Genomic DNA, 19,074 nt, shown 5'->3' with positions numbered 1-19,074 from the left:
GCACCTCTCCAGCGCCTCGGCGAGAGTCCCGCTGCCCGGCTCGGCGCTCGTACCGCTGCGCGCCCGTACCGCCGCGCCGGTGACGTAGCCGTCGCATCCCGGCACCCTGGCGGCAGCCTCCACCCCGGCCTCCGATGCGGCCTCCCCCGCCGCACGCGCCCCGAAGACGACGCCCAGCACGACGGCCACCGCGAGCGCGGCGAGCACCGGCGGCAGTACGGCACCGGAGGGGAGCGGGCGAGGCACGGGCGGACGCTAGGCAGGCCGGTCGCCCGCCCGGGGCCGAACGGCGCAGCCGGCGATCGGGGCCGCTGCCGTCCCGTGGCGGACGGGCGGAGCCTGCGCAGGTCAGGGCGCTCCGGGCGCGTCCACCGGGCGCGGGCTCCGCCGCAGCGGAGTTCACGTCCGTTACCGATCATCCGGGGAGGACGCCCCGGCCGCGCCGCCGACGACCACTGGGCGCACCGATTCCGGCATTCCTCACCAGTCGTACGCCGTGAGGGTGACCAAGGCGACCGAGCCACCCGTAAGAGGGGGTGACGGAGGATCATCGGTCCGGGAGTGCTATGACGACGATTGCGAAGGCGGAGAGCAAATGAAGATCTCGGACATCCTCGCCACAAAGGGGCGGACCGTGCATTCCGTACTGCCGTGGCTCACGGTGGGCGAGGTCGCCGAACGGCTGGGACGGCTCGGCGTCGGCGCCGTCCTCGTCTGCGACGAGAACCACGCGATCCGCGGCATCGTGTCCGAGCGCGACATCGTCCGCGCGCTCGGCCGGGACGGTGCCGCGCTGCTCACCAAACAGGTCAGTGAGGTCATGACCCGCCACGTCAGCACCTGCGCCCCCGACGAGACGGTGGCCCAGGCGATGGCCAGGATGACCGCGGGGCGCTACCGCCACCTGCCCGTCGTGGTCAACGGTGAGCTGGTCGGCATGGTCAGCATCGGCGACCTCGTGAAGAACCGCCTCAAGGAGATGGAGCTGGAGACGGGCGTGCTGCGCGACGTGGTCATCGCCCGCTACTGACCCGCCGAGGCCCACGCTTCTCCCGAGCAACGCTCCCGCACACCGGCCCGGTGTGCGGGAGCGCCGTGTCTCGGTCGCACTCGGGGCCTCAGTCGAACTCGGGGCCCTCCGTGCGGGTCCGCTTGAGCTCGAAGAAGTGCGGGTAGTTGGCCAGCAGCCGGGCACCGTCGAAGACGCGGCCGGCGTCCTCGCCACGCGGGATCCGGGAGATCACGGGACCGAAGAAGGCCACGCCGTCGATGTGGATCGTCGGGGTCCCCACGTCCAGGCCCACCGGCTCCATGCCACGGTTGTGGCTGGCGCGCAGCTCCTCGTCGAACTCGGTGCTGGTGGCCGCGTCGGCCAGCGACGCGGGCAGATCCAGCTCGGCGAGCGCCTCCTTGATGACGACGTCGAAGTCCTTGTTGCCCTGGTTGTGGATGCGGGTGCCGAGGGCGGTGTAGAGCGGCTCGAGGATCTCCTGGCCGTGGTCACGGGCCGCGGCGATCGCCACGCGCACCGGCGCCCACGCGCGGTCCATCATCTCGCGGTAGTTCTCCGACAGATCGCGGTCCTCGTTGAGCACCGACAGGCTCATCACGTGCCAGTCGATCTTGACGTCGCGGACCTCGCGAACCTCCAGCATCCAGCGGGACGTGATCCAGGCCCAGGGGCAGAGCGGATCGAACCAGAAGTCGACGTGGGCGGTCTCGGAGCTCGTCACGGTTTCTCCCATCGAGCACATACCGGGTCGTTAGCTACCCGCATCAACCGTGTGATCGGCGGCGAGATTCCCGCTCTGCCGATTCCGACGCATCCGGCACGGACTCGTGGTTGGATCGGCAGCCACTGTGCCGTGATGAGCCGACCGGATGTAGGAGTGCCGAGACCGTATGCCCCCGCCCAACCTGACCCGTGCCGACGCCGAGCGGCGAGCCGCGCTGCTGGAGGTCGCCGACTACGCGGTCGAGCTCGACCTGACCGACGGCGGCGGCAAGGCCGGCGAGACGACGTTCACCACCACCACGACCGTCCGCTTCCGGTCCCGCGAGCCCGGTGCCGACAGCTGGATCGACTTCGTGGGGGCCGGGGTCGCCTCGGCCACCCTGAACGGCGAGCCGCTCGACGTCTCCGGCTACCGCGAGGACGACGGCATCGCCCTGCCCGCACTCGCCGCCGAGAACGAGCTGCGGGTGGAGGCCACGGGCCGGTACATGAACACGGGCGAGGGCCTGCACCGCTTCGTCGACCCGGTGGACGGCGCGGTCTACCTCTACTCGCAGTTCGAGACCGCCGACGCCAAGCGTCTCTTCGCCTGTTTCGACCAGCCCGACCTCAAGGCCCGCTACACGCTGACGGTCACCGCCCCCGCGGACTGGAAGGTCATCTCCAACGCGGTCATCGAGCACACCGGCGACGGAGCGGGTGGCGCCGCGGTGCACCGCTTCGCCACCAGCGAGATCATGAGCACCTACCTGGTGGCCCTGATCGCCGGCCCGTACGCCGACTGGCACGCCACCTACTCCGACGCGCACGGCGAGATCCCGCTGGGCATCTACTGCCGCGCCTCGCTCGCCCCGCACATGGACGCCGACCGGTTGTTCACCGAGACCAGGCAGGGCTTCGACTTCTACCACCGCAACTTCGGCGTGCGGTACCCGTTCGGGAAGTACGACCAGCTGTTCGTGCCGGAGTTCAACGCCGGCGCCATGGAGAACGCGGGCGCGGTGACGTTCCTGGAGGACTACGTCTTCCGCTCCCGCGTCACGCGCTTCCTCTACGAGCGCCGCGCAGAGACCGTCCTGCACGAGATGGCGCACATGTGGTTCGGCGACCTCGTCACCATGCGCTGGTGGGACGACCTGTGGCTGAACGAGTCGTTCGCCACCTGGGCGTCGGTGCTGTGCCAGGCCGAGGCCACCGAGTACACCGAGGCCTGGACCACGTTCGCCAACGTCGAGAAGTCGTGGGCGTACCGGCAGGACCAGCTGCCCTCCACCCACCCGGTGGCGGCCGACATCCCCGACCTGCAGGCCGTCGAGGTGAACTTCGACGGGATCACCTACGCCAAGGGCGCCTCTGTCCTCAAGCAGCTCGTCGCCTACGTCGGGCTCGAACCGTTCCTCGCCGGGCTGCGCAGCTACTTCGAGGCGCACGCCTGGGGCAACGCCACCTTCGACGACCTGCTGGGAGCGCTCGAGAAGTCGTCGGGCCGGGACCTGTCGGGCTGGGGCGCCCAGTGGCTGCGCACCACCGGCCTGAACCTGCTGCGGCCCTCGTTCGAGGTCGACGCCGAGGGCCGGTTCACCCGCTTCGAGGTGGTGCAGGGCGGTGCCCGGCCGGGAGCCGGGGAGGTGCGCACCCACCGGATCGCGGTCGGCGTCTACGACGACACCGACGACGAGGCCGGGAGCAAGCTCGTCCGCACCCACCGGGTCGAGGTCGACGTCACCGGTGAGCGCACCGAGGTGCCGGAGCTGGTCGGCGTGCCGCGCGGCAAGCTCGTGCTGGTCAACGACGACGACCTCACCTACTGCGCGCTGCGCCTCGATCCCGACTCGCTCGCCACGCTCGTCGATCGCATCGGCGACATCGCCGAACCGCTGCCGCGCACCCTGTGCTGGTCGGCGGCCTGGGAGATGACCAGGGAGGCCGAGCTCAAGGCACGCGACTTCGTCGCGCTCGTCGCGGGCGGCTTCGGGGCCGAGTCCGAGATCGGGGTCGTGCAGCGGTTGCTGTTGCAGGCCCAGACCGCACTGGCCTCCTACGCCGAGGCGCAGTGGGCGAGCGACCGCGGCTGGCCGCTGCTCGTCGACGCACTGCGGTTCCGGCTCGACACCGCCCCGGCGGGCTCCGACGCCCAGCTCACCACGGTCAACGCGCTCGCCGCGAGCGTGCTGCCGAGCAGCGTGGTCGACCGGATGGCGGGCTGGCTGCGCCGGCCGGAGAACAACCCCGACGTTCCCGACGGGCTCACGCTGGACACCGACCTGCGCTGGCGGCTGCTGCACGCACTGGTCGCCCACGGAGCCGCGGGCGACGCCGAGATCGACGAGGAGCTGCAGCGCGACCCGACGTCCACCGGCCAGCGGCAGGCCGAGCGCGCCCGCGCGCTGGTGCCCACGGCCGAGGCGAAGGAACGGGCGTGGGCGCGCGCCGTGCACGACGACGAGATCCCCAACGCCGTGCAGGAGGCCATCATCAGCGGCTTCAGCCACCCGGCGCAGCGCGGCATGCTCGGCGCCTACGTCCAGCGCTACTTCGACGACGTGGCCGAGGTGTGGTCCCGGCGCACCAGCGAGCGGGCGCAGTCGGTGGTGCTCGGGCTGTTCCCGTCCTGGGCCGTGGAGCAGTCCACGGTGACGGCCGCGGACGCCTGGCTGGCCGACGAGTCACACCCGCCGGCGCTGCGGCGACTCGTGTCCGAGGGCCGCGCCGGGATCGTCCGGGCGCTGGGAGCGCGGGAGTTCGACCGGAGCTGACGCGCCCCCGCAGCACCACCGGTGCGACGTGGCAACCGGCACGGGTCCGTCTCCGCGGATCCCGCCGGTGCCACGTCGCCGGGCTGCAGCGCTACGCGCGCCGCTCGGCCGGGCGGGCGGTGAGCACGGCGTGCCGTGCCCGGCCCGAGAGCTCCGCCACGAGCCTCTCCAGTGGGCCCTGCCCCACGAACCGCCGCCACAGCAGCGCGAACACGCACCCGCCGACGATCAGCAGCAGGTACAGGAGCCCGGGCTCGTCGTCCAGCACGCCCGTGGCGAGCACCAGCACGTGCGCGGTGTAGATCGTGAGAGCCATCGTCCCCGCCACCGTGATCGGCCGCAGCAGCCGCGCGATCAGCGGAACGCGCACCACGAGCAGCGAGCCTCCGATCACCGCCATCGCCGAACCGATCGTGTTGATCATGTCGATCCAGCTGGTGGAGTGTGACGCGGGCAGCGCGAGCCACCACCACGAGCTGATGGGGTCGAGATCGTCCCCGTCCCACAGGAGGTAGGACGACGCCGGGTCGCTGTTGAAGTCCCCGGCCGCGGTCAGCGTGTGGATACCGCCCAGCCCGTACAGCAGGGGCAACGCGATGGCCCACGCCAGTACCACGAGCGCGATCCCGCCGACCAGCAGGCGGCGGGCCACCAGCGCCGACGACAGGTCACATCGCCCGATGGCGAGCCCCACGCAGAGGTAGGCGAGGTAGGCCAGCACCGGGTAGTAGCCGGTCAGGAACAGCACCTGGAACAGGCCGACCGGATCGGTGAACAGGGTGGTGAACGTGGGGTTGTCGTCGGGCCTGGGGAGGCCGGCGAAGATCATCGCCGTGTTCAGCAGCGGCGCGATGATCGCGAGCGCGATCGCGATGCGGACCAGTACCCGTGGCCGCAACCGCAGCAGTGGAATCGCGAGCAGGAAGAGCACGGCGTAGTAGGGGAGGATGATGTCGACGTCGTCGCTGAACCCGATGGCGAGACCGATCGCCCCGATCACGACGGCGCGCACCACGATGCCCGTGCGCATGGCGGCCAGTTCCCGCCCCTCCAACGGCCGCTGCCGGCCGGAGATGAGCGCCAGGCTCACGCCCGCGATCATCGCGAACGACGCGGCAGAGCGACCCGCCGCCACGATGGTGGCGGCGGTCGGCGCCCCGTTGTCGTCGACGGCGGCGAACACGTGCGTGGCGATCATCCCGAGCAGGGCCAGCCCTCTGGCCAGGTCGACCCCCTCGATGCGCGGCCTGCGCACTGGTGCACGGACCTCTGTCCCTGTCGTGCCCTCGGTCATCTGCCTACCGCTTCCGGGGCTGTTCACGATTGCGGAACGACGGTTGCCCGGATGACGAGAAGTAGCGGGTTCGAAGCATTTCGACGGAGCCAGGAAACGAGTACCACAGGAACTGTTTTCCCCTCTGACAGTGCGGAGTGTTCGCCCGGTCGCCGGGAAGGCCCGGATACGCCGGGGTGCCGATCTGCGGACGACGCTCGGCGTCGTCGATCGACGGGAGAACGAACGAAGGCGCGGCTTCGCGCTTCCCCCACCACACGTCGCCGGGGCCGGGAGCGGCTCGACATTGTGGCGAGGACCACCGCTCCGGTTCGGCCAACCGGCGACATCCATCACGAAAGCGCCCACGAGCAGAGTGTCGGAACGTATCGGCAGGTGCCGTGCGTCAGCCGGCGCTCCAGTTCGCGGTGGCCGTCTCGGACTCCGACGCGGGATTACCGCTCCATCGTGCGTGGGGCGGCACTTCCTCGCCCTTCATCAGGAACGAGTGCGCTTCGATCACGGCGCCGTCGCCCACATGAGCGCCATAGTGGATGAATGCGTTGACGCCGAGGGTGACACCGTTGCCGATCGTGGAGCGGTCGGACTTGAACGCGCCGTCCTCCTGCGAGTGGCATTGGACGTTGCTGGACAGGTTGAGGGTGCAGTCGTCGCCGATGGCGACGAGTGTGCGCTCGGTCATCGTGAGGCCGTCGTCGAAGAGACGACGTCCCACCCGCACGCCCAGCATGCGCCAGACCATGCCCTTGAACGGAGTGCCGTTGAAGAGCTGGATGTAGGTCTGAGCAGGCACCTTCCAGTACCGCTCGTGCCGCCAGAACGCGCGGTCGTAGATCGAGCAGATCCGCGGCTCCAGGCTCCGGAAGCGCATGACGAGGCGTTCGACGAGCACCCAGTAGCCGAGGGTGAACAGGATGGTGACGACACCGGACAGCGCCAGCGCCAGCTGGCTCGCCCACCCGAAGTACAGCTCCGCGGATGCGGCGTCGAGCAGCAGGACCCCGAAGAAGAACACCCACCGCACCATGAGGTACAGCGCCATGGTGACGATGTTGTGCCTGTTCTTGGCGGCCAGGCTGCGGCGCAGCTCCACCCGGCTCAGGCGACTCGCCTTCACGTCCCGCTCGACCGATCGCGGGATCGGGAAGCTGGGCGCGCCCAGCAGACCCACGTCTTCCCGGACCTTGCCGCCGACCGGAACCATCACCTTCGTCGCGAGGAGGCAGTTGTCGCCCACCGCGCTCTGCGCGGAATAGGCGATGTTGTTGCCGAGGAAACTGCGCGATCCGAGCGCCACCCGGGACAGCCGGAACGATGTGCTCGAGAAGTCCGCGTTGATGAAGGACACCCCGTCCGCGACCATCGTCCCACTGCCGACGGCGGACAGGAACGGGTTCTCGTGGCGCACCTCCATACCGAAGTTCGACCCCGTCTGCACGACCTTGCCGAGGTCGTAGCCGATCCAGCTCAGGTACTTCACGATGTAGGAGCTGTCGCCGAAGAGCCAGGTGAAGAACCGGACGTTGGTCATCCGCGCGATCGACTTGTGCAGCCCGTAGTGCAATCCGTAGAGGGGATAGACCTTGCCAGGCTTGATCGCGAGGTTGAGCAGGCGCGGAACGGTGCCCACGACGAGCAGGCCGATCACCACGAAGCCGCCGAACAGCACCGCCGAGGTGATCAGGATGTCGCGGTAGAACGTCCAGGTCGTGAGCGCCGCCGGTCCGGGGTTCAGCAGTGTGTTGAGCTGAGGAACCTCACCCAGCAGCAGGACGAGGGCACTGACCAGCAGCGGCATCGCCACCACCAGCACCGACAGAACCTGGAGGAACCCGAACCAGGCGCTCCGCAGCCTGCCGCCCGGCGCCCGCTCGACCACGCGGTAGGTCGCGCCGCACCGCTGTGCAGGCGACCCGTCCCAACTCTCGCCCGCCGGCACGGCCTGCCCGCTGTGCAGCGAGGAGGCATGGCCCAACTGCGCCCCGTCGCCCATCGAGGCACCGAGGTCGACCAGCGACATCTCGCCGATGAACACGTTCTTCCCGAGCGTGACCGGCCCGGTCTGGATCATCCCGTCATGGGCCCGGTAACCCGAGAAGAACGAGTCCTTGCGGATCACCGTGCCCTCCCCGATGGTGAGCAGGTCGGTGCACACCGGCAGGGTGCGGGAGAAGATCGCGACGTTCGGCCCGATCTTCGCGCCGAGCGCCCTCAGGTAGAGGTTGAGGATCGGCGAGGCCGTGCTCGTCCGCGAGCGAGCGCCGATCAACAGCAGCAGCGGGTTCGCGCGGATCATCGTCTTGACGATCCAGAACCTGAGGTACCCGAGGCTCCAGATCGGGATCTCCTGGGCCTTCCACCGCCCGACGAGCACCCACTTCACCACGATCGGCAGCAGGCTCAGGCCGGCGAAGGTGCCGGCACCGAACTCCAGCGCCCGCAGGTAGACCTCCACCGGACCGGAGCCGGACGAGACCCAGTTGTAGCCAGCGTCGATGATCACTCCGGCGAGGTAGGAGTAGCCGAGGAACACCGCCGCCTGCAGCGCTCCGCAGAAGAGGTACTGCAGCGTGCTCGCCCGCTTGCGCGTCCCGGCCGCGGTGTCCGTCCCGGCCGCGGGTTCGGTGCCGGCCGGATCCACACTCAGGATCCGTACGGTCGGCGGCTCCGCGACGACCGCGGTACCGGCGGGCGCCACCGGCGCGGCTTCGGCGAACGCCGCTGCGAGGCTGCTGATCGTCGGGTACCGGTAGACGTCCTTCATCGACACGCTCGGGAGGTCGGGCCGTTTCCGCAGCCGGGCGCAGAACCGGGCCATCACCAGCGAGTCGGCGCCCAGATCGTCGAAGAAGTGGCTGTCGAGCGACACCCGCTCCACTCCCACCGCCTCGGCCAGGACCGCCGCAAGGGCTGTGGCAGCCGTCGCGGGCGCTGCAGCCTGGCGCCTGGGTGCCGGCGTGGGCCGGGGAACCACGGGCGGGCCGACCGGCGCCACCGGCCCGGGCAGCGCTGCCGGCATCGCTGTCGGAGCCGGGCCCCGGGGCACGGCGAAGACCGTGGCCAGGCCTCGAATCGTCGGGTGCCGGTAGACGTCCTTCATCGACACCGTCGGCAGATCGGGCCGCTTCCGCAGCCGGGCGCAGAACTGAGCCATCACCAGCGAGTCGGCACCCAGGTCATCGAAGACGTTGCTCTCCGGTTCCACCCGCCCGATCTTCATGATGTCGGCGAGCACGTCGGCAAGCAGTTTCTCCGGGGTCGACATCGGGCCGGTGTGGCCGACTCGAGGGGCCGGGCAGTCAATGACTTCGGTCATGGCCTCGACGGACTCTCCCACGAACGTGAGCTCCTTCAGTCAAAGTTGGTCGTGCCGAGTGGCATGCGGGAAGGCCCGCGGAGAGCACTCGAGGACCCGCGGGAAAAGGTTCCGCAAACGTTTCACCTCAGGCCTGCGGGCAGCGGACGCCGCCGACGGCGATATCGTCCGCTCCGCTCCACGAGCTCCGGGAGAAAAGGCCTGTCGCGCCTCGCCGAATGGCGGGACGGCGCGCTTGTTACCGGCGTAGCTGTCGATCAGGCCGTACGGGCCGGGGCGACGGACTCCTCGGCGAGCACGTCTTCGCCGTACAGGCCGTGCACCCAGTTGGTCTGGTAGACGGTGTCCAGGTAACGCTCGCCGAGGTCAGGGGCGATGGTCACCGCGACCACGTCGGGCGAGCCGTGCTGCTCGAGCCAGCGGGTCGCGCCACTGACCGCCGTGCCGGTGGAGCCACCGAACAGGAAGCCACGCCTGGCCAGCCGGTGGCAGGTCCGGATGGTGTCCGCCTCCTCGACGAGCACCACCTCGTCGATGTAGGACTCGTCGAGCAGCGGCGGCCGGACGCTGGTACCCAGGCCGGGGATCATGCGCCGGCCGGGAGCACCACCGAAGGTCACCGAGCCCACGCTGTCCACCGCGACGATCCGCACCGGGCGGTGCCACTCCCTGAAGAAGCGGGCGCATCCCATGAGGGTCCCGGTGGTCCCGGCTCCGACGAACAGCACGTCCAGCAGCGGGAACTGGCGAGCGATCGCCGGTGCCGTCGTGCGGTAGTGCGCCTGCCAGTTGCCCGGGTTGGAGTACTGGTTGAGCCACACGTACCTGTCGTCAGAGGCACACATCGCGCGGACGTAGTCGATTCGCGCACCGAGGAAGCCGCCCACGGCGGCCGGCTCGGAGACGACGTGCACCCGGCTGCCCAGCGCATCCATCAGTCGTCTGGTGGAGAGGTTGCACCGCGAGTCGGTCACGCACAGGAACTCGTATCCCTTGCTCGCCGCGATCATGCTGATCGCGACGCCCAGGTTGCCGGACGACGACTCGATCAGGATCGACCCCGGGGTCAGGATCCCGTCCCGCTCGGCGGCCTCGATCATCTCACTCGCGGCCTTGAGCTTGATGGAGCCGGCGAAGTTGATTCCCTCGCACTTCAGGTACAGCGACTGGCCGAAGATCGAGCGCAGGTCAACGTAGAGATCGTCCTCGTTGAAGCGCTCGGGAACGGAGATCACAGGCACGATTGCCTCCTTGTCTGCAACAGGGCGAGAAAGCAACGCACCGGTCCGCCGGCACCGTAACCTGTCCGGCCATTACGTCATCCAATGTGCCGTGCAGGAAACCCCGGCCGTCGTGAGCTGCTCGACCGGATGAGGTGAGGTGTTGGCCTTGAGACAATTCCTGACAGCGGCCACGACAATTGTCGGCGGGAGCACGATCTCCAGCGCGACATCGCGCAGCGATGCGGTCAGCACCAGTGGTTGCGTTCTGACCAGGACACGTATTCATACGCGCGGTCGGCTCACCACTGTGGCGGAGACCACCAGGGCGCCGGAGTGGTCAGATCCTCGGCATTGTCGGGCACCGTGCTGCGCCCGGCGGTGCGGACTGCTCGAGATATCCGCGGACCAGGAAAGTGTGGATATAGCGGGCGATCAGGGCGATCCCAAAGAATCCGCCGCGGGAGAGGCGCTCACGGTTGCGGCTGAGCCAGTCGGCTGCCAGTGCCGCCGATGCAGCTGTGCTGGTGGCGGTGATGATCGAGCTCTCCAGGCAGCCGCTGCACGCCCTTGTCGCTCGGTCGGTGGTACTCGGGCTGTTCCCGTCCGCTCCTGAGCGTTGGGCGGCGGCCTCACTCCTCGGAGTCCTCGGCCGAGCTCGACGGGCCGGCCGAGCTCGGCCCGCTGGACGGCCGGGCCGGTTCCTCTGGCTCCGCCGAGGGCGCATCGGGCTCGTCGGATGGAGGTGCGGACCGCGACGGCGACTCGGAGTCCTCGGAGGTCGGGTCCGGCTTCTCCGAGGCCTCCTCCGACTCCCGGGGTGCCTGTGACTCCGCCGAAGTCTGCGGTCCCCTCGATGGCGCCGGTCCCGGCGAGGCCCTCGGTCCCGGCGAGGCCTTCGCTCCCGGCGGGGCCTTCGCTCCCGGCGAGGCCTTCGGTTGCGCCGGGAGCGCCCCTCCGGTCGTCCGCTCGGGCCCACGGGCTGGTAGCGGAGTCCGCGCCGGCGGCGCCGGGACCCGAGCGGCCGGCGGCGTCGTGCGTACGGACGGCTCCCGGGTCTGCGACCCGGCACCCACCGCGCTCCTCGGCGGCAACGCAGGGGCGGCCAGGTTCTCCGGATCAGGCGGCAACTCGGGCATCTCGACCGACGGCACCACTGCGGGCACGGGGGGCGTGCCCCGGTCGGTCGACGGCGGCCATGACGGGACCGGGACCGTAGGCGCACTCCGCGACGTCGCCCCGGTCGACAGCGCCACCGCAGCCGTGACCGAGAGCAGCAGGGCCACGGACACCACGCCCGCCATCGCCATCGGGGCCGCCGCCATCAGCATCGCGGTCGTCTCGGAAGCCGCAGCCCGGGCCGGGCGGGGGCGGTGGCCGGGCGTCGACTCCCGGGTCTCCCGCGCCGGATTCCCGCGGTAGTGCGCCGAGGGCGGCACCTCCTCGCCCTTCATGAGGAAGGAGTCGGCGTGCAGTTCCGACCCGTCACCCAGCGTCGTCCCGTAGAGGACGAACGCAGTGACGCCCAGGGTGCACCGGTCGCCGACCCGGATCCGGTCGGACTTGAACGTCCCGTCCTCCAGGGTGTGGCACCACAGTGCGCTGCCGGCGTTCAGGGTGCAGTCGTCCCCGATCGTGACCAGGGATTTCTCCGGGATGCTGGAGCCGTCGTCGAACAGCCGCCGGCCGACGCGCAGTCCGAGCAGCCGCCACACCGGTCCCTTCATCGGCGTGCCGTTGACGATGTCGAAGAAGCTGGTGGTGGTGAGCTTCCAGAACCGCTCGTGGCGCCAGAAGTACGGCTGGTAGATCGAGCAGAAGCGCGGCTCCATGGCGCGGAAGCCGGTGGCCGCCCGCTCGGCGAACACCAGCGTGCCGCCCACCAGGAGCAGCACCAGGACGACCGTCGCCGGGAGCACGGCGGCGCCGAGCACGCGGTACAGGTCCGCGGCGGCGAGGGCGGCCAGGACGGTGCAGGTGAGGAGGAACCACATCACGAGCAGGTGCAGCACGATGCTGACCGTGTTGTGCCGGGTCTTGGCGGCCAACCGGCGGGACAGCTCCTCCGGGTTGCGGAGGTGGTCGAAGGTGCCGTCCCGCTGAACCGACCGGGGAATCTCGAACGGCGGCGAGCCGAGCAGACCGACGTCATGGCGCACCGCCCCCTCGATCGGCACCATCGCCCTCGTGGCGACGAGGCAGTTGTCACCCACCCGGCTCCCGGTCGGCACGGTGACGTGGTTGCCGAGGAAGTTGCGCTCCCCGATCGACACCCTGCGGAGCCGGAAGGACGAGCCGGACAGCTCGATGTTCGCCACCATCAGGCCGTCGGAGATCATCGAGCCCGTCCCGACGGACGTCAGGTACGGCGTCTCGTGACGGAGGATCAGCCCGAAGTTCGATCCGGTCTGCTCGACGCGGGAGAGGTCGTACCCCAGCACGCTCAGGAAGTGGGTGACGAAGGCGCTGTCGCCCAGCAGCCGGGTGAAGGGGGTGTTGGTCATCCGCCTGACCACGCGGCTCGCCCAGTAGCGGGCACCGTAGAGCGGCACAACGACGTCCGGTGGGGTCGCGAGGGCGAGCAGGCGCGGAACGGTCAGCACCACGGCTAGGCCGAGGAGGAGCACGGCCAGGAGCACCAGGGTGGAGATCAGCATCGCGTCGCCGTAGAGGGTGCCCTCCGCGAGTGAGTGACCAGGGCCGAGCACCTCTGCCGGCCCCGGCACCCGCGTGAACAGCCACACGATGAGCGTGATCAGCAGCGGACCGAACAGGACCAGCAGGTTCACGACCTGCACGGTGCTGTAGACGAACCGGCGCAAGGACCCGCACCGTCGTGGTTCCACGAGCCGGTAGTCGGTGGTGGTCGGCTCGGCCGGGGACCCGTGCCTGCGCTGCCCTGCGGGCACGGCCTGGCCGGACTGGAGCGAGGACGCGTGACCCAGCTGTGCACCGTCGCCCATGGCCGTGTCGACGTCGAGCACGGATGCGTCGCCGACCACGACATCGCGGCCGAGATCGATCCGGCCGATCTCGATGTGTCCGGCCACTGCCCGGTAGCCACTGAACGCCACCTCGTTACGGATCACGGTGCCGTCACCGATGGTGAGAAGATCGGGGCAGGCGGGCACCTTGCGGGAGAAGACCGCCACACCCCGGCCCACTCTCGCGCCGAGAGCACGCAGGTACATCAGGTACAGCGGCGATCCCGCGAAGAGCACCATCGGGTTGACCCTGATCAGAGTCTTCACGAACCAGAAGCGCACGTAGCGCAGGCTCCAGATCGGGAACTCCTGCGGCCTCCAGCGCCCGACGAGAAGCCACTTCGCGGCCACGGGCACCAGGAAGCTCAGGACGAAGGCGACCGTGCAGAACACGAGCGCACGTCCGAAGACAGAGAGGACGGCGTCCCCTGCCCCCTCCAGCACCCAGCCCAGGCCTGCCGTCAGGAGCACCCCGGCCCCGGCGAGGGTGGCGAGGCTCAGCAGGAGCTGGAGCGCGCCGCAGAGGACATACCGAGGCGTGCTCCCCACCGGGGGCAGCGCCGGGGTCATCGTCGGTGTGGTGATGTCCGGTGCGGTGTCCTTTGCGTCGGCGACCCCGGCGTCGAGCACGTGGGCGAGCCCACGCACCGTCGGATTCAGGTACACGTCCTTGATCGAGACCGGAGGCAGGTCGGTCTCCTTGCGGACCCGGCCCGAGAACTGCGCCATGAGTACGGAGTTCGCGCCGAGCTCGTCGAAGAAATGACTGTCGATCGACACGCGCTGCACGCCGAGGGAGCGCGCCATGATCCCGGCCAGAACGGCCTCGGTGGCACAGGTGGGCGGCACGAAATCGCCGGTCCTCCCACCACCGAGGCGCATCGTGGGGAGCGGGAGGTTCTTCCGATCGGCCTTGTCGCTGGTGGTCATCGGGATGAAGTCGAGCGGTTGCAGGTAGGCCGGCACCATGTAGGCCGGAAGCCGGTCCCGCAACACCGCATGGACCTCCACCGGATCCACCTCGGCGGTGTCGCGGCGCACCGTGTAATAGCCCGCCAGCTCCACCGTGCCCGGCACCGGCTCGTAGGTCTCCACCACCGCCTGCGCGATCCCCGGCACCTCCAACAACACCGACTCGATCTCGGTCAGCTCGATCCGGTACCCCCGGATCTTCACCTGCAGATCGATCCGCCCCAGATACTCCATCTCCCCGTCCGCATTCACCCGCCCCAGGTCACCGGTCCGGTAGATCCGGCCCGACGGGTTGTGCGGGATCGCCAGGAAGTCGGGGACGAACCGCTCCTCGGTCAGGTCCTCACGGTTGACATACCCGATGGCCAGCCCGATCCCCGCGATGCCGATCTCCCCGACCTCGCCCCGGCCCAGCGCCCGCCCCGGGTCCTCCGGATCCAGGATCACCGTCGCGTACGTGGGCAGCGGGACCCCGATCGTCACCGGACGATCCGGATCCACCACGGTCCACGTCGCCGTCACCGTCGCCTCGGTCGGCCCGTAGACATTCAGGAACCGCCGCCCCGGCCGCGACCACCGCACGATCAGGTCGTGTGGACAAGCCTCCCCCGACACCAGCAGAAACCGCAACGCCGGCAACTCGTCATCGATCGTCGCCAACAAGGTGGGCACACAACACATCGCCGTAACTCGCCGGTCGACCAGGAACTCGTGCAGATCCACACCCAGCAGGCTCGATCCCGACGGCTTCGGCACCAATGTCGCACCGACCAGCCACGGCACCCAGATCTCCTCGACCGAGAAGTCGAACGCCATGGTCAGGCCCTGGTAGACGCGATCGTCCGGCCGGTAGCCGTACACCATCGCCGCCACCCGCACGAAGTTGCAGATACTCGAGTGCGATATCGCCACGCCCTTCGGGCGCCCTGTCGATCCCGACGTGTAGATGATGTACGCCGGCCCGTCCACGAAATTCGGTTCGACCGGCAACCTGCCCGCATCGTGCGCATCGATGTCTGGCGCGGACGCGTCGACACACACCAGTTCCGCAGTCGTGTCCTCGACGTGCGGCCGCAGGTGTTCGAAGGTCAGCACGGTGCTCACCCCCGCGTCGGCGAGGATGTAGGACAGCCGGTCCCGCGGAAACGCCACGTCCAGCGGGACATAGGCCGCTCCCGACTTGAGCACCCCCAGCACCGCGACGTACGCCGGCACCGCACGATCGAACAGGAGCGCCACCCGGTGCCCCGATCCCACGCCACGCGAGAGCAGGTAGCGCGCGAGCTGGTTGGCCCGCCCGTCCAGCTGCCGGTAGGTGAGCGTTTCCTCCATCGCGTCCACGGCCAGGTGATCAGCGTGGCCGTCAGCACTCAGGCGATCACACCGGTCCTGGAAGAGGTGTTCCAGGCGCTCGCCCGGACGCCAACGGATGTCCTGGGGCCCGGGGCACGCGAGGACGCGGTCATCGAGAACAGATCCGGTGCTTTCCACGACGTCGAACACCGATTCTCAGGTCCGCGCCCTCGTCGAGGCCGGCATCAAATCGGGCATTCGCTCTGTCGGCGCGCATTCCTCGATGGCGTCGAGCAGGATCGTGCACGCCATGTCGACCACCTCGGCGGTCACGTTCAACGGCGGCAACAACCGCACCACCACATCGTCACGACCACCCAACTCCACAATCAAACCCCCACGAAGTGCCCGCGACTGCACCCGCTGCGCGAACTCTCCCGGCGGCGAACCAGGCGCATCGATCAACTCGACCCCCCACATCAGGCCGCGGCCGCGCACCTCACGCACCCACCGGTGCCGCCGCAACACACTCAACCGCCGCTCGACCTGTTCACTGCGCCGCCGAACATTCCCCAGCACGTCATCCCGCTCCACCACACGCGCCGCCTCGGCACCCGCGGCGAATGCGAGCTGATTCCCTCGGAACGTCCCCGTATGCGCGCCCGGAGCCCACACATCCAACCGCTCGTCGAACAGAATGATCGCCACCGGCTGCCCGATACCACTCAGCGCCTTGGACGCCACGATCACATCCGGCTCGATCCCGTACTGCTCGAACGCGAACCACGTCCCCGTCCGCCCACAGCCCGTCTGCACCTCGTCCACCACCAGCGGGATGCCCAACTCCCACGTCAACTTCCGCAGCCGACGAACGAAGTCCTCATCCGCCATCACCACCCCACCCTCGCCCTGCACCATCTCCACGATCACCGCAGCCGGCAACGCCACCCCGCCGTTCGGATCCCGCAGCGCCCGCTCCAGGAACCCGATGCAGTTCGTCGCACACGTGTCGCGGGACAACCCCAACGAGCAGTCCCCACAGTTCGAGAACGGGAAGAAATGCACCCCGGGCACGCCGTTCCGCACCGGAGCCTTGTTCGCCACCAGCCCGGTCACCGCCATCCCCAGATGCGTCGTCCCATGAAAACCACCCTGGAACGAGATCACGTCACCGCGACCCGTTGCCGTCTTGCACAGCTTGATCGCCGCATCCACCGCATTGGCTCCGGTCGGGCCGCAAAAATGGATCTTCATCCGATCCTGCAGGCGCGCCGGCAACATCGACAACTGCACCTCGGTGAACGCGTCCTTCGCCGGGCTCGGAAGATCCAACCCGTGCGAGAACCGACCCAGCTGATCCACCACCGCGCGCACGAGATCAGGATGGTTGTGCCCCAACGACAACACCCCGGCCCCCGCCAGGAAGTCGATGAACACATTCCCGTCCACATCCCGCACGAAGCTCCCCGACGCCTCCTCCACGGCAATCGGAAGATGCCGCGGATACACCCGCGCATTCGACTCACGACGCGATTGACGATCAAGGAACTCCACGGATCGCGGGCCCGGCACCTCCCCCACCACACACGGCCAGCCGATTCCGTCACGATGGTCGAGTAAGGTCATGATTCCTCCCAGCAAGCTGATCTGTTCAGCAGGCCCTCGAACGCACGCGATCGATGTCCTGTTGTCGGCGCAGCGCGGGTGTGATCCGCGGTTCCGGCCGAGCGTCCACAGGCCGTCGGCCGGAGAGGCGCCGGGAGGAGTCGCCGGGCCAACTAGCAGCGTTTCGCAACTACTGAGCGTTCACCCGCTCAGTCGTTCGAGAGGCGGGTTTACACTCGAATGCGAGAGCGACGTGACAGAAAACTACGACAGGCCCAGGACCTTCGTCTGATCAGGCTAATTCAGGGTCGGCATCTCCGGCGGTGAACACCGCCTGTTACTCCTCTGCGGCACCCATTACGGGGTGTCACGTCCGCTTCGCCCTCGACCTGCAGCACGCCGACGCACGATGCCGCCGTCGCAAATCACCCATTAGGCGCAGACAGTCCGACATGGCGGATCGATCGCATACACGACGCTGCGCCGGCCCGCGTGGATCAGCGGGCCGGCGCAGCGGTGAGAGGGCGGGCCAGGGCGGGCGACCGGCTCTGCAGTCGCCACGCACCCCGGGCCCGTAGGTGCGAGCAGATGGCCGGACGGAGGAACCGGCGTCCGGGTCGACGGGAGCGACCCTGAACGAGAGGCCGCGGTGGATGGGCCGTCGAGGTGCCCCGGCCGAGACGGTCGCCGGGGCAGCCGCCGATGACGGCAGGTGTCTGGAATCAGCCGGGGATCTGTTCCCGGGCCCGGGTCGATCGGGTGCCGGTCGGCATCTCGTCGGCGGTGGCGAGCACGTCCTCGCCGTAGAGGTCGTGCACCCAGTTGGACTGGTAGATCGTGTCGAGGTAGCGCTCACCGAGGTCGGGGGCGATAGCTACGGCGGTGAGGTCGCCCTCGTCGTGCTGGGCCAGCCAGCTCATCGCACCGCTGACCGCGGTGCCGGTGGAGCCGCCGAACAGGAACCCGCTGCGGGCCAGCCGGCGGCAGGCCCGGATGGTGTCCGCTTCCTCGACCTGGATGACCTCGTCGATGTAGGCCTCGTCGAGCAGCGGAGGGGGGACGCTGGTGCCCAGGCCCGGGATCATGCGACGGCCCGGTGCGCCACCGAAGGTCACCGAACCGACGCTGTCGATCGCGACGATCCGCACCGGCCGGTGCCACTCCTTGAAGAAGCGCGCGCAGCCCATCAGGGTGCCGGTGGTGCCGGCCCCGACGAACAGCACGTCGAGGCGCGGGAACTCGCGGGCGATGGCCGGCGCGGTCCTGCGGTAGTGCGCCTTCCAGTTGTCCTCGTTGGTGTACTGGTTGAGCCAGACGTACCGGGGGTCCGAGGCGCACAGCGCGCGGACGAACGTGAGCCGCGCACCGAGGAAGCCGCTGTGGACGTCCGGCTCGGTGATGACGTGCACCTGACTGCCCAAGGCCTCCATCAACCACCTGGTCGACAGGTTGCAGCGGGAGTCGGTCACGCACATGAACCGGTAGCCCTTGCTCGCGGCGATCATGCTCAGCGCGACGCCGAGGTTCCCGGACGAGGACTCGATGAGTATCGATCCCGGTCGGAGGAGCCCGTCGCGTTCGGCGGCCTCCACCATCTCCGATGCGGCCTTCAGCTTGATCGAGCCCGCGAAGTTGAAACCTTCACACTTGAGGAAGAGTGAACGCCCGTAGATCCGTCGAAGGTCGACGTAGAGCTCATCCTCGTTGAAGGCCTGTGGAACGGATATGACTGGCACGATGGCCTCCTCAATTTCGGCAGAGCACTCGGCCGTTCACCCGTACCGGCGCAGCTCGTGGAAGAAGTCGTCGACGACGTGGAGCTCGCCGGAGCGGGTCACCTCGTCGTAGACGTATTTGCCGACGGCGAGATCGAGCACGCCGAGGCCGAAGGGTGAGAAC

General features: G+C 69.1%; 10 protein-coding genes and 1 pseudogene. 2 read left to right on the top strand and 9 right to left on the bottom strand.

Features of this window, described 5'->3' with window-relative positions:
* On the bottom strand, positions 1-246 hold a 246-nt coding region (locus HF577_RS30390; RefSeq protein ID WP_169399426.1), incomplete at its 3' end, for a hypothetical protein.
* A 349-nt stretch (positions 247-595) separates the two neighbouring features.
* Between HF577_RS30390 and HF577_RS30385 the strand changes: the two genes are divergently transcribed.
* On the top strand, positions 596-1,030 hold the full coding sequence (locus HF577_RS30385; protein WP_169399425.1) for a CBS domain-containing protein: 435 nt from the start codon (positions 596-598) through the stop codon (positions 1,028-1,030).
* Between the two features lie 88 nt (positions 1,031-1,118).
* On the opposite strand, the gene HF577_RS30380 is transcribed toward HF577_RS30385, so the two are convergent.
* Positions 1,119-1,745, bottom strand: coding sequence for a mycothiol-dependent nitroreductase Rv2466c family protein (locus HF577_RS30380; RefSeq protein ID WP_169399424.1), 627 nt, complete (start codon positions 1,743-1,745; stop codon positions 1,119-1,121).
* A gap of 157 nt (positions 1,746-1,902) precedes the next feature.
* Between HF577_RS30380 and pepN the strand changes: the two genes are divergently transcribed.
* Entirely contained in the window at positions 1,903-4,491 is a 2,589-nt protein-coding gene (pepN, locus tag HF577_RS30375; RefSeq protein WP_169399423.1) for an aminopeptidase N, read from the top strand.
* Between the two features lie 91 nt (positions 4,492-4,582).
* Here pepN and HF577_RS30370 read toward each other — a convergent pair whose 3' ends face one another.
* The 7 genes and pseudogenes from HF577_RS30370 to HF577_RS38865 all read right to left on the bottom strand — a co-directional run.
* Positions 4,583-5,746, bottom strand: coding sequence for a heparan-alpha-glucosaminide N-acetyltransferase domain-containing protein (locus HF577_RS30370; protein ID WP_169399422.1), 1,164 nt, complete (start codon positions 5,744-5,746; stop codon positions 4,583-4,585).
* A 424-nt stretch (positions 5,747-6,170) separates the two neighbouring features.
* Positions 6,171-9,050: a Pls/PosA family non-ribosomal peptide synthetase gene (locus tag HF577_RS30365; protein ID WP_169399421.1), complete on the bottom strand. Its 2,880-nt coding sequence runs from the start codon at positions 9,048-9,050 to the stop codon at positions 6,171-6,173.
* A 308-nt stretch (positions 9,051-9,358) separates the two neighbouring features.
* Entirely contained in the window at positions 9,359-10,342 is a 984-nt protein-coding gene (gene sbnA / locus HF577_RS30360) for a 2,3-diaminopropionate biosynthesis protein SbnA (RefSeq protein ID WP_169399420.1), read from the bottom strand.
* Between the two features lie 611 nt (positions 10,343-10,953).
* Positions 10,954-15,768 carry a Pls/PosA family non-ribosomal peptide synthetase gene (locus HF577_RS30355; RefSeq protein WP_312859477.1) on the bottom strand — a complete coding sequence of 1,605 codons (4,815 nt, stop codon included), beginning with the start codon at positions 15,766-15,768 and terminating at the stop codon, positions 10,954-10,956.
* A gap of 18 nt (positions 15,769-15,786) precedes the next feature.
* Positions 15,787-17,196: an aspartate aminotransferase family protein gene (locus HF577_RS30350; protein ID WP_169399419.1), complete on the bottom strand. Its 1,410-nt coding sequence runs from the start codon at positions 17,194-17,196 to the stop codon at positions 15,787-15,789.
* A gap of 701 nt (positions 17,197-17,897) precedes the next feature.
* Positions 17,898-18,911 (bottom strand): 2,3-diaminopropionate biosynthesis protein SbnA, encoded by a 1,014-nt coding sequence (gene sbnA / locus HF577_RS30345; RefSeq protein WP_169399418.1) that lies wholly within the window; start codon positions 18,909-18,911, stop codon positions 17,898-17,900.
* 36 nt (positions 18,912-18,947) lie between these two features.
* Positions 18,948-19,074 (bottom strand): annotated as a pseudogene (locus tag HF577_RS38865) (2,3-diaminopropionate biosynthesis protein SbnB); the annotation flags it as partial.

Source organism: Pseudonocardia xinjiangensis (assembly GCF_012911925.1).
GTDB lineage: Bacteria > Actinomycetota > Actinomycetes > Mycobacteriales > Pseudonocardiaceae > Pseudonocardia > Pseudonocardia xinjiangensis.
The sequence above is the reverse complement of the archived record's forward strand: the minus strand, read 5'-3'. Positions and strand labels throughout refer to the sequence as shown.

Coding starts and splice junctions, on each gene's coding strand:
- HF577_RS30380 (WP_169399424.1), bottom strand. CDS start 1,745: ATGGGAGAAACCGTGACGAGCTCCGAGACCGCCCACGTCGACTTCTGG.
- HF577_RS30385 (WP_169399425.1), top strand. CDS start 596: ATGAAGATCTCGGACATCCTCGCCACAAAGGGGCGGACCGTGCATTCC.
- HF577_RS30365 (WP_169399421.1), bottom strand. CDS start 9,050: ATGTCGACCCCGGAGAAACTGCTTGCCGACGTGCTCGCCGACATCATG.
- pepN (WP_169399423.1), top strand. CDS start 1,903: ATGCCCCCGCCCAACCTGACCCGTGCCGACGCCGAGCGGCGAGCCGCG.
- HF577_RS30350 (WP_169399419.1), bottom strand. CDS start 17,196: ATGACCTTACTCGACCATCGTGACGGAATCGGCTGGCCGTGTGTGGTG.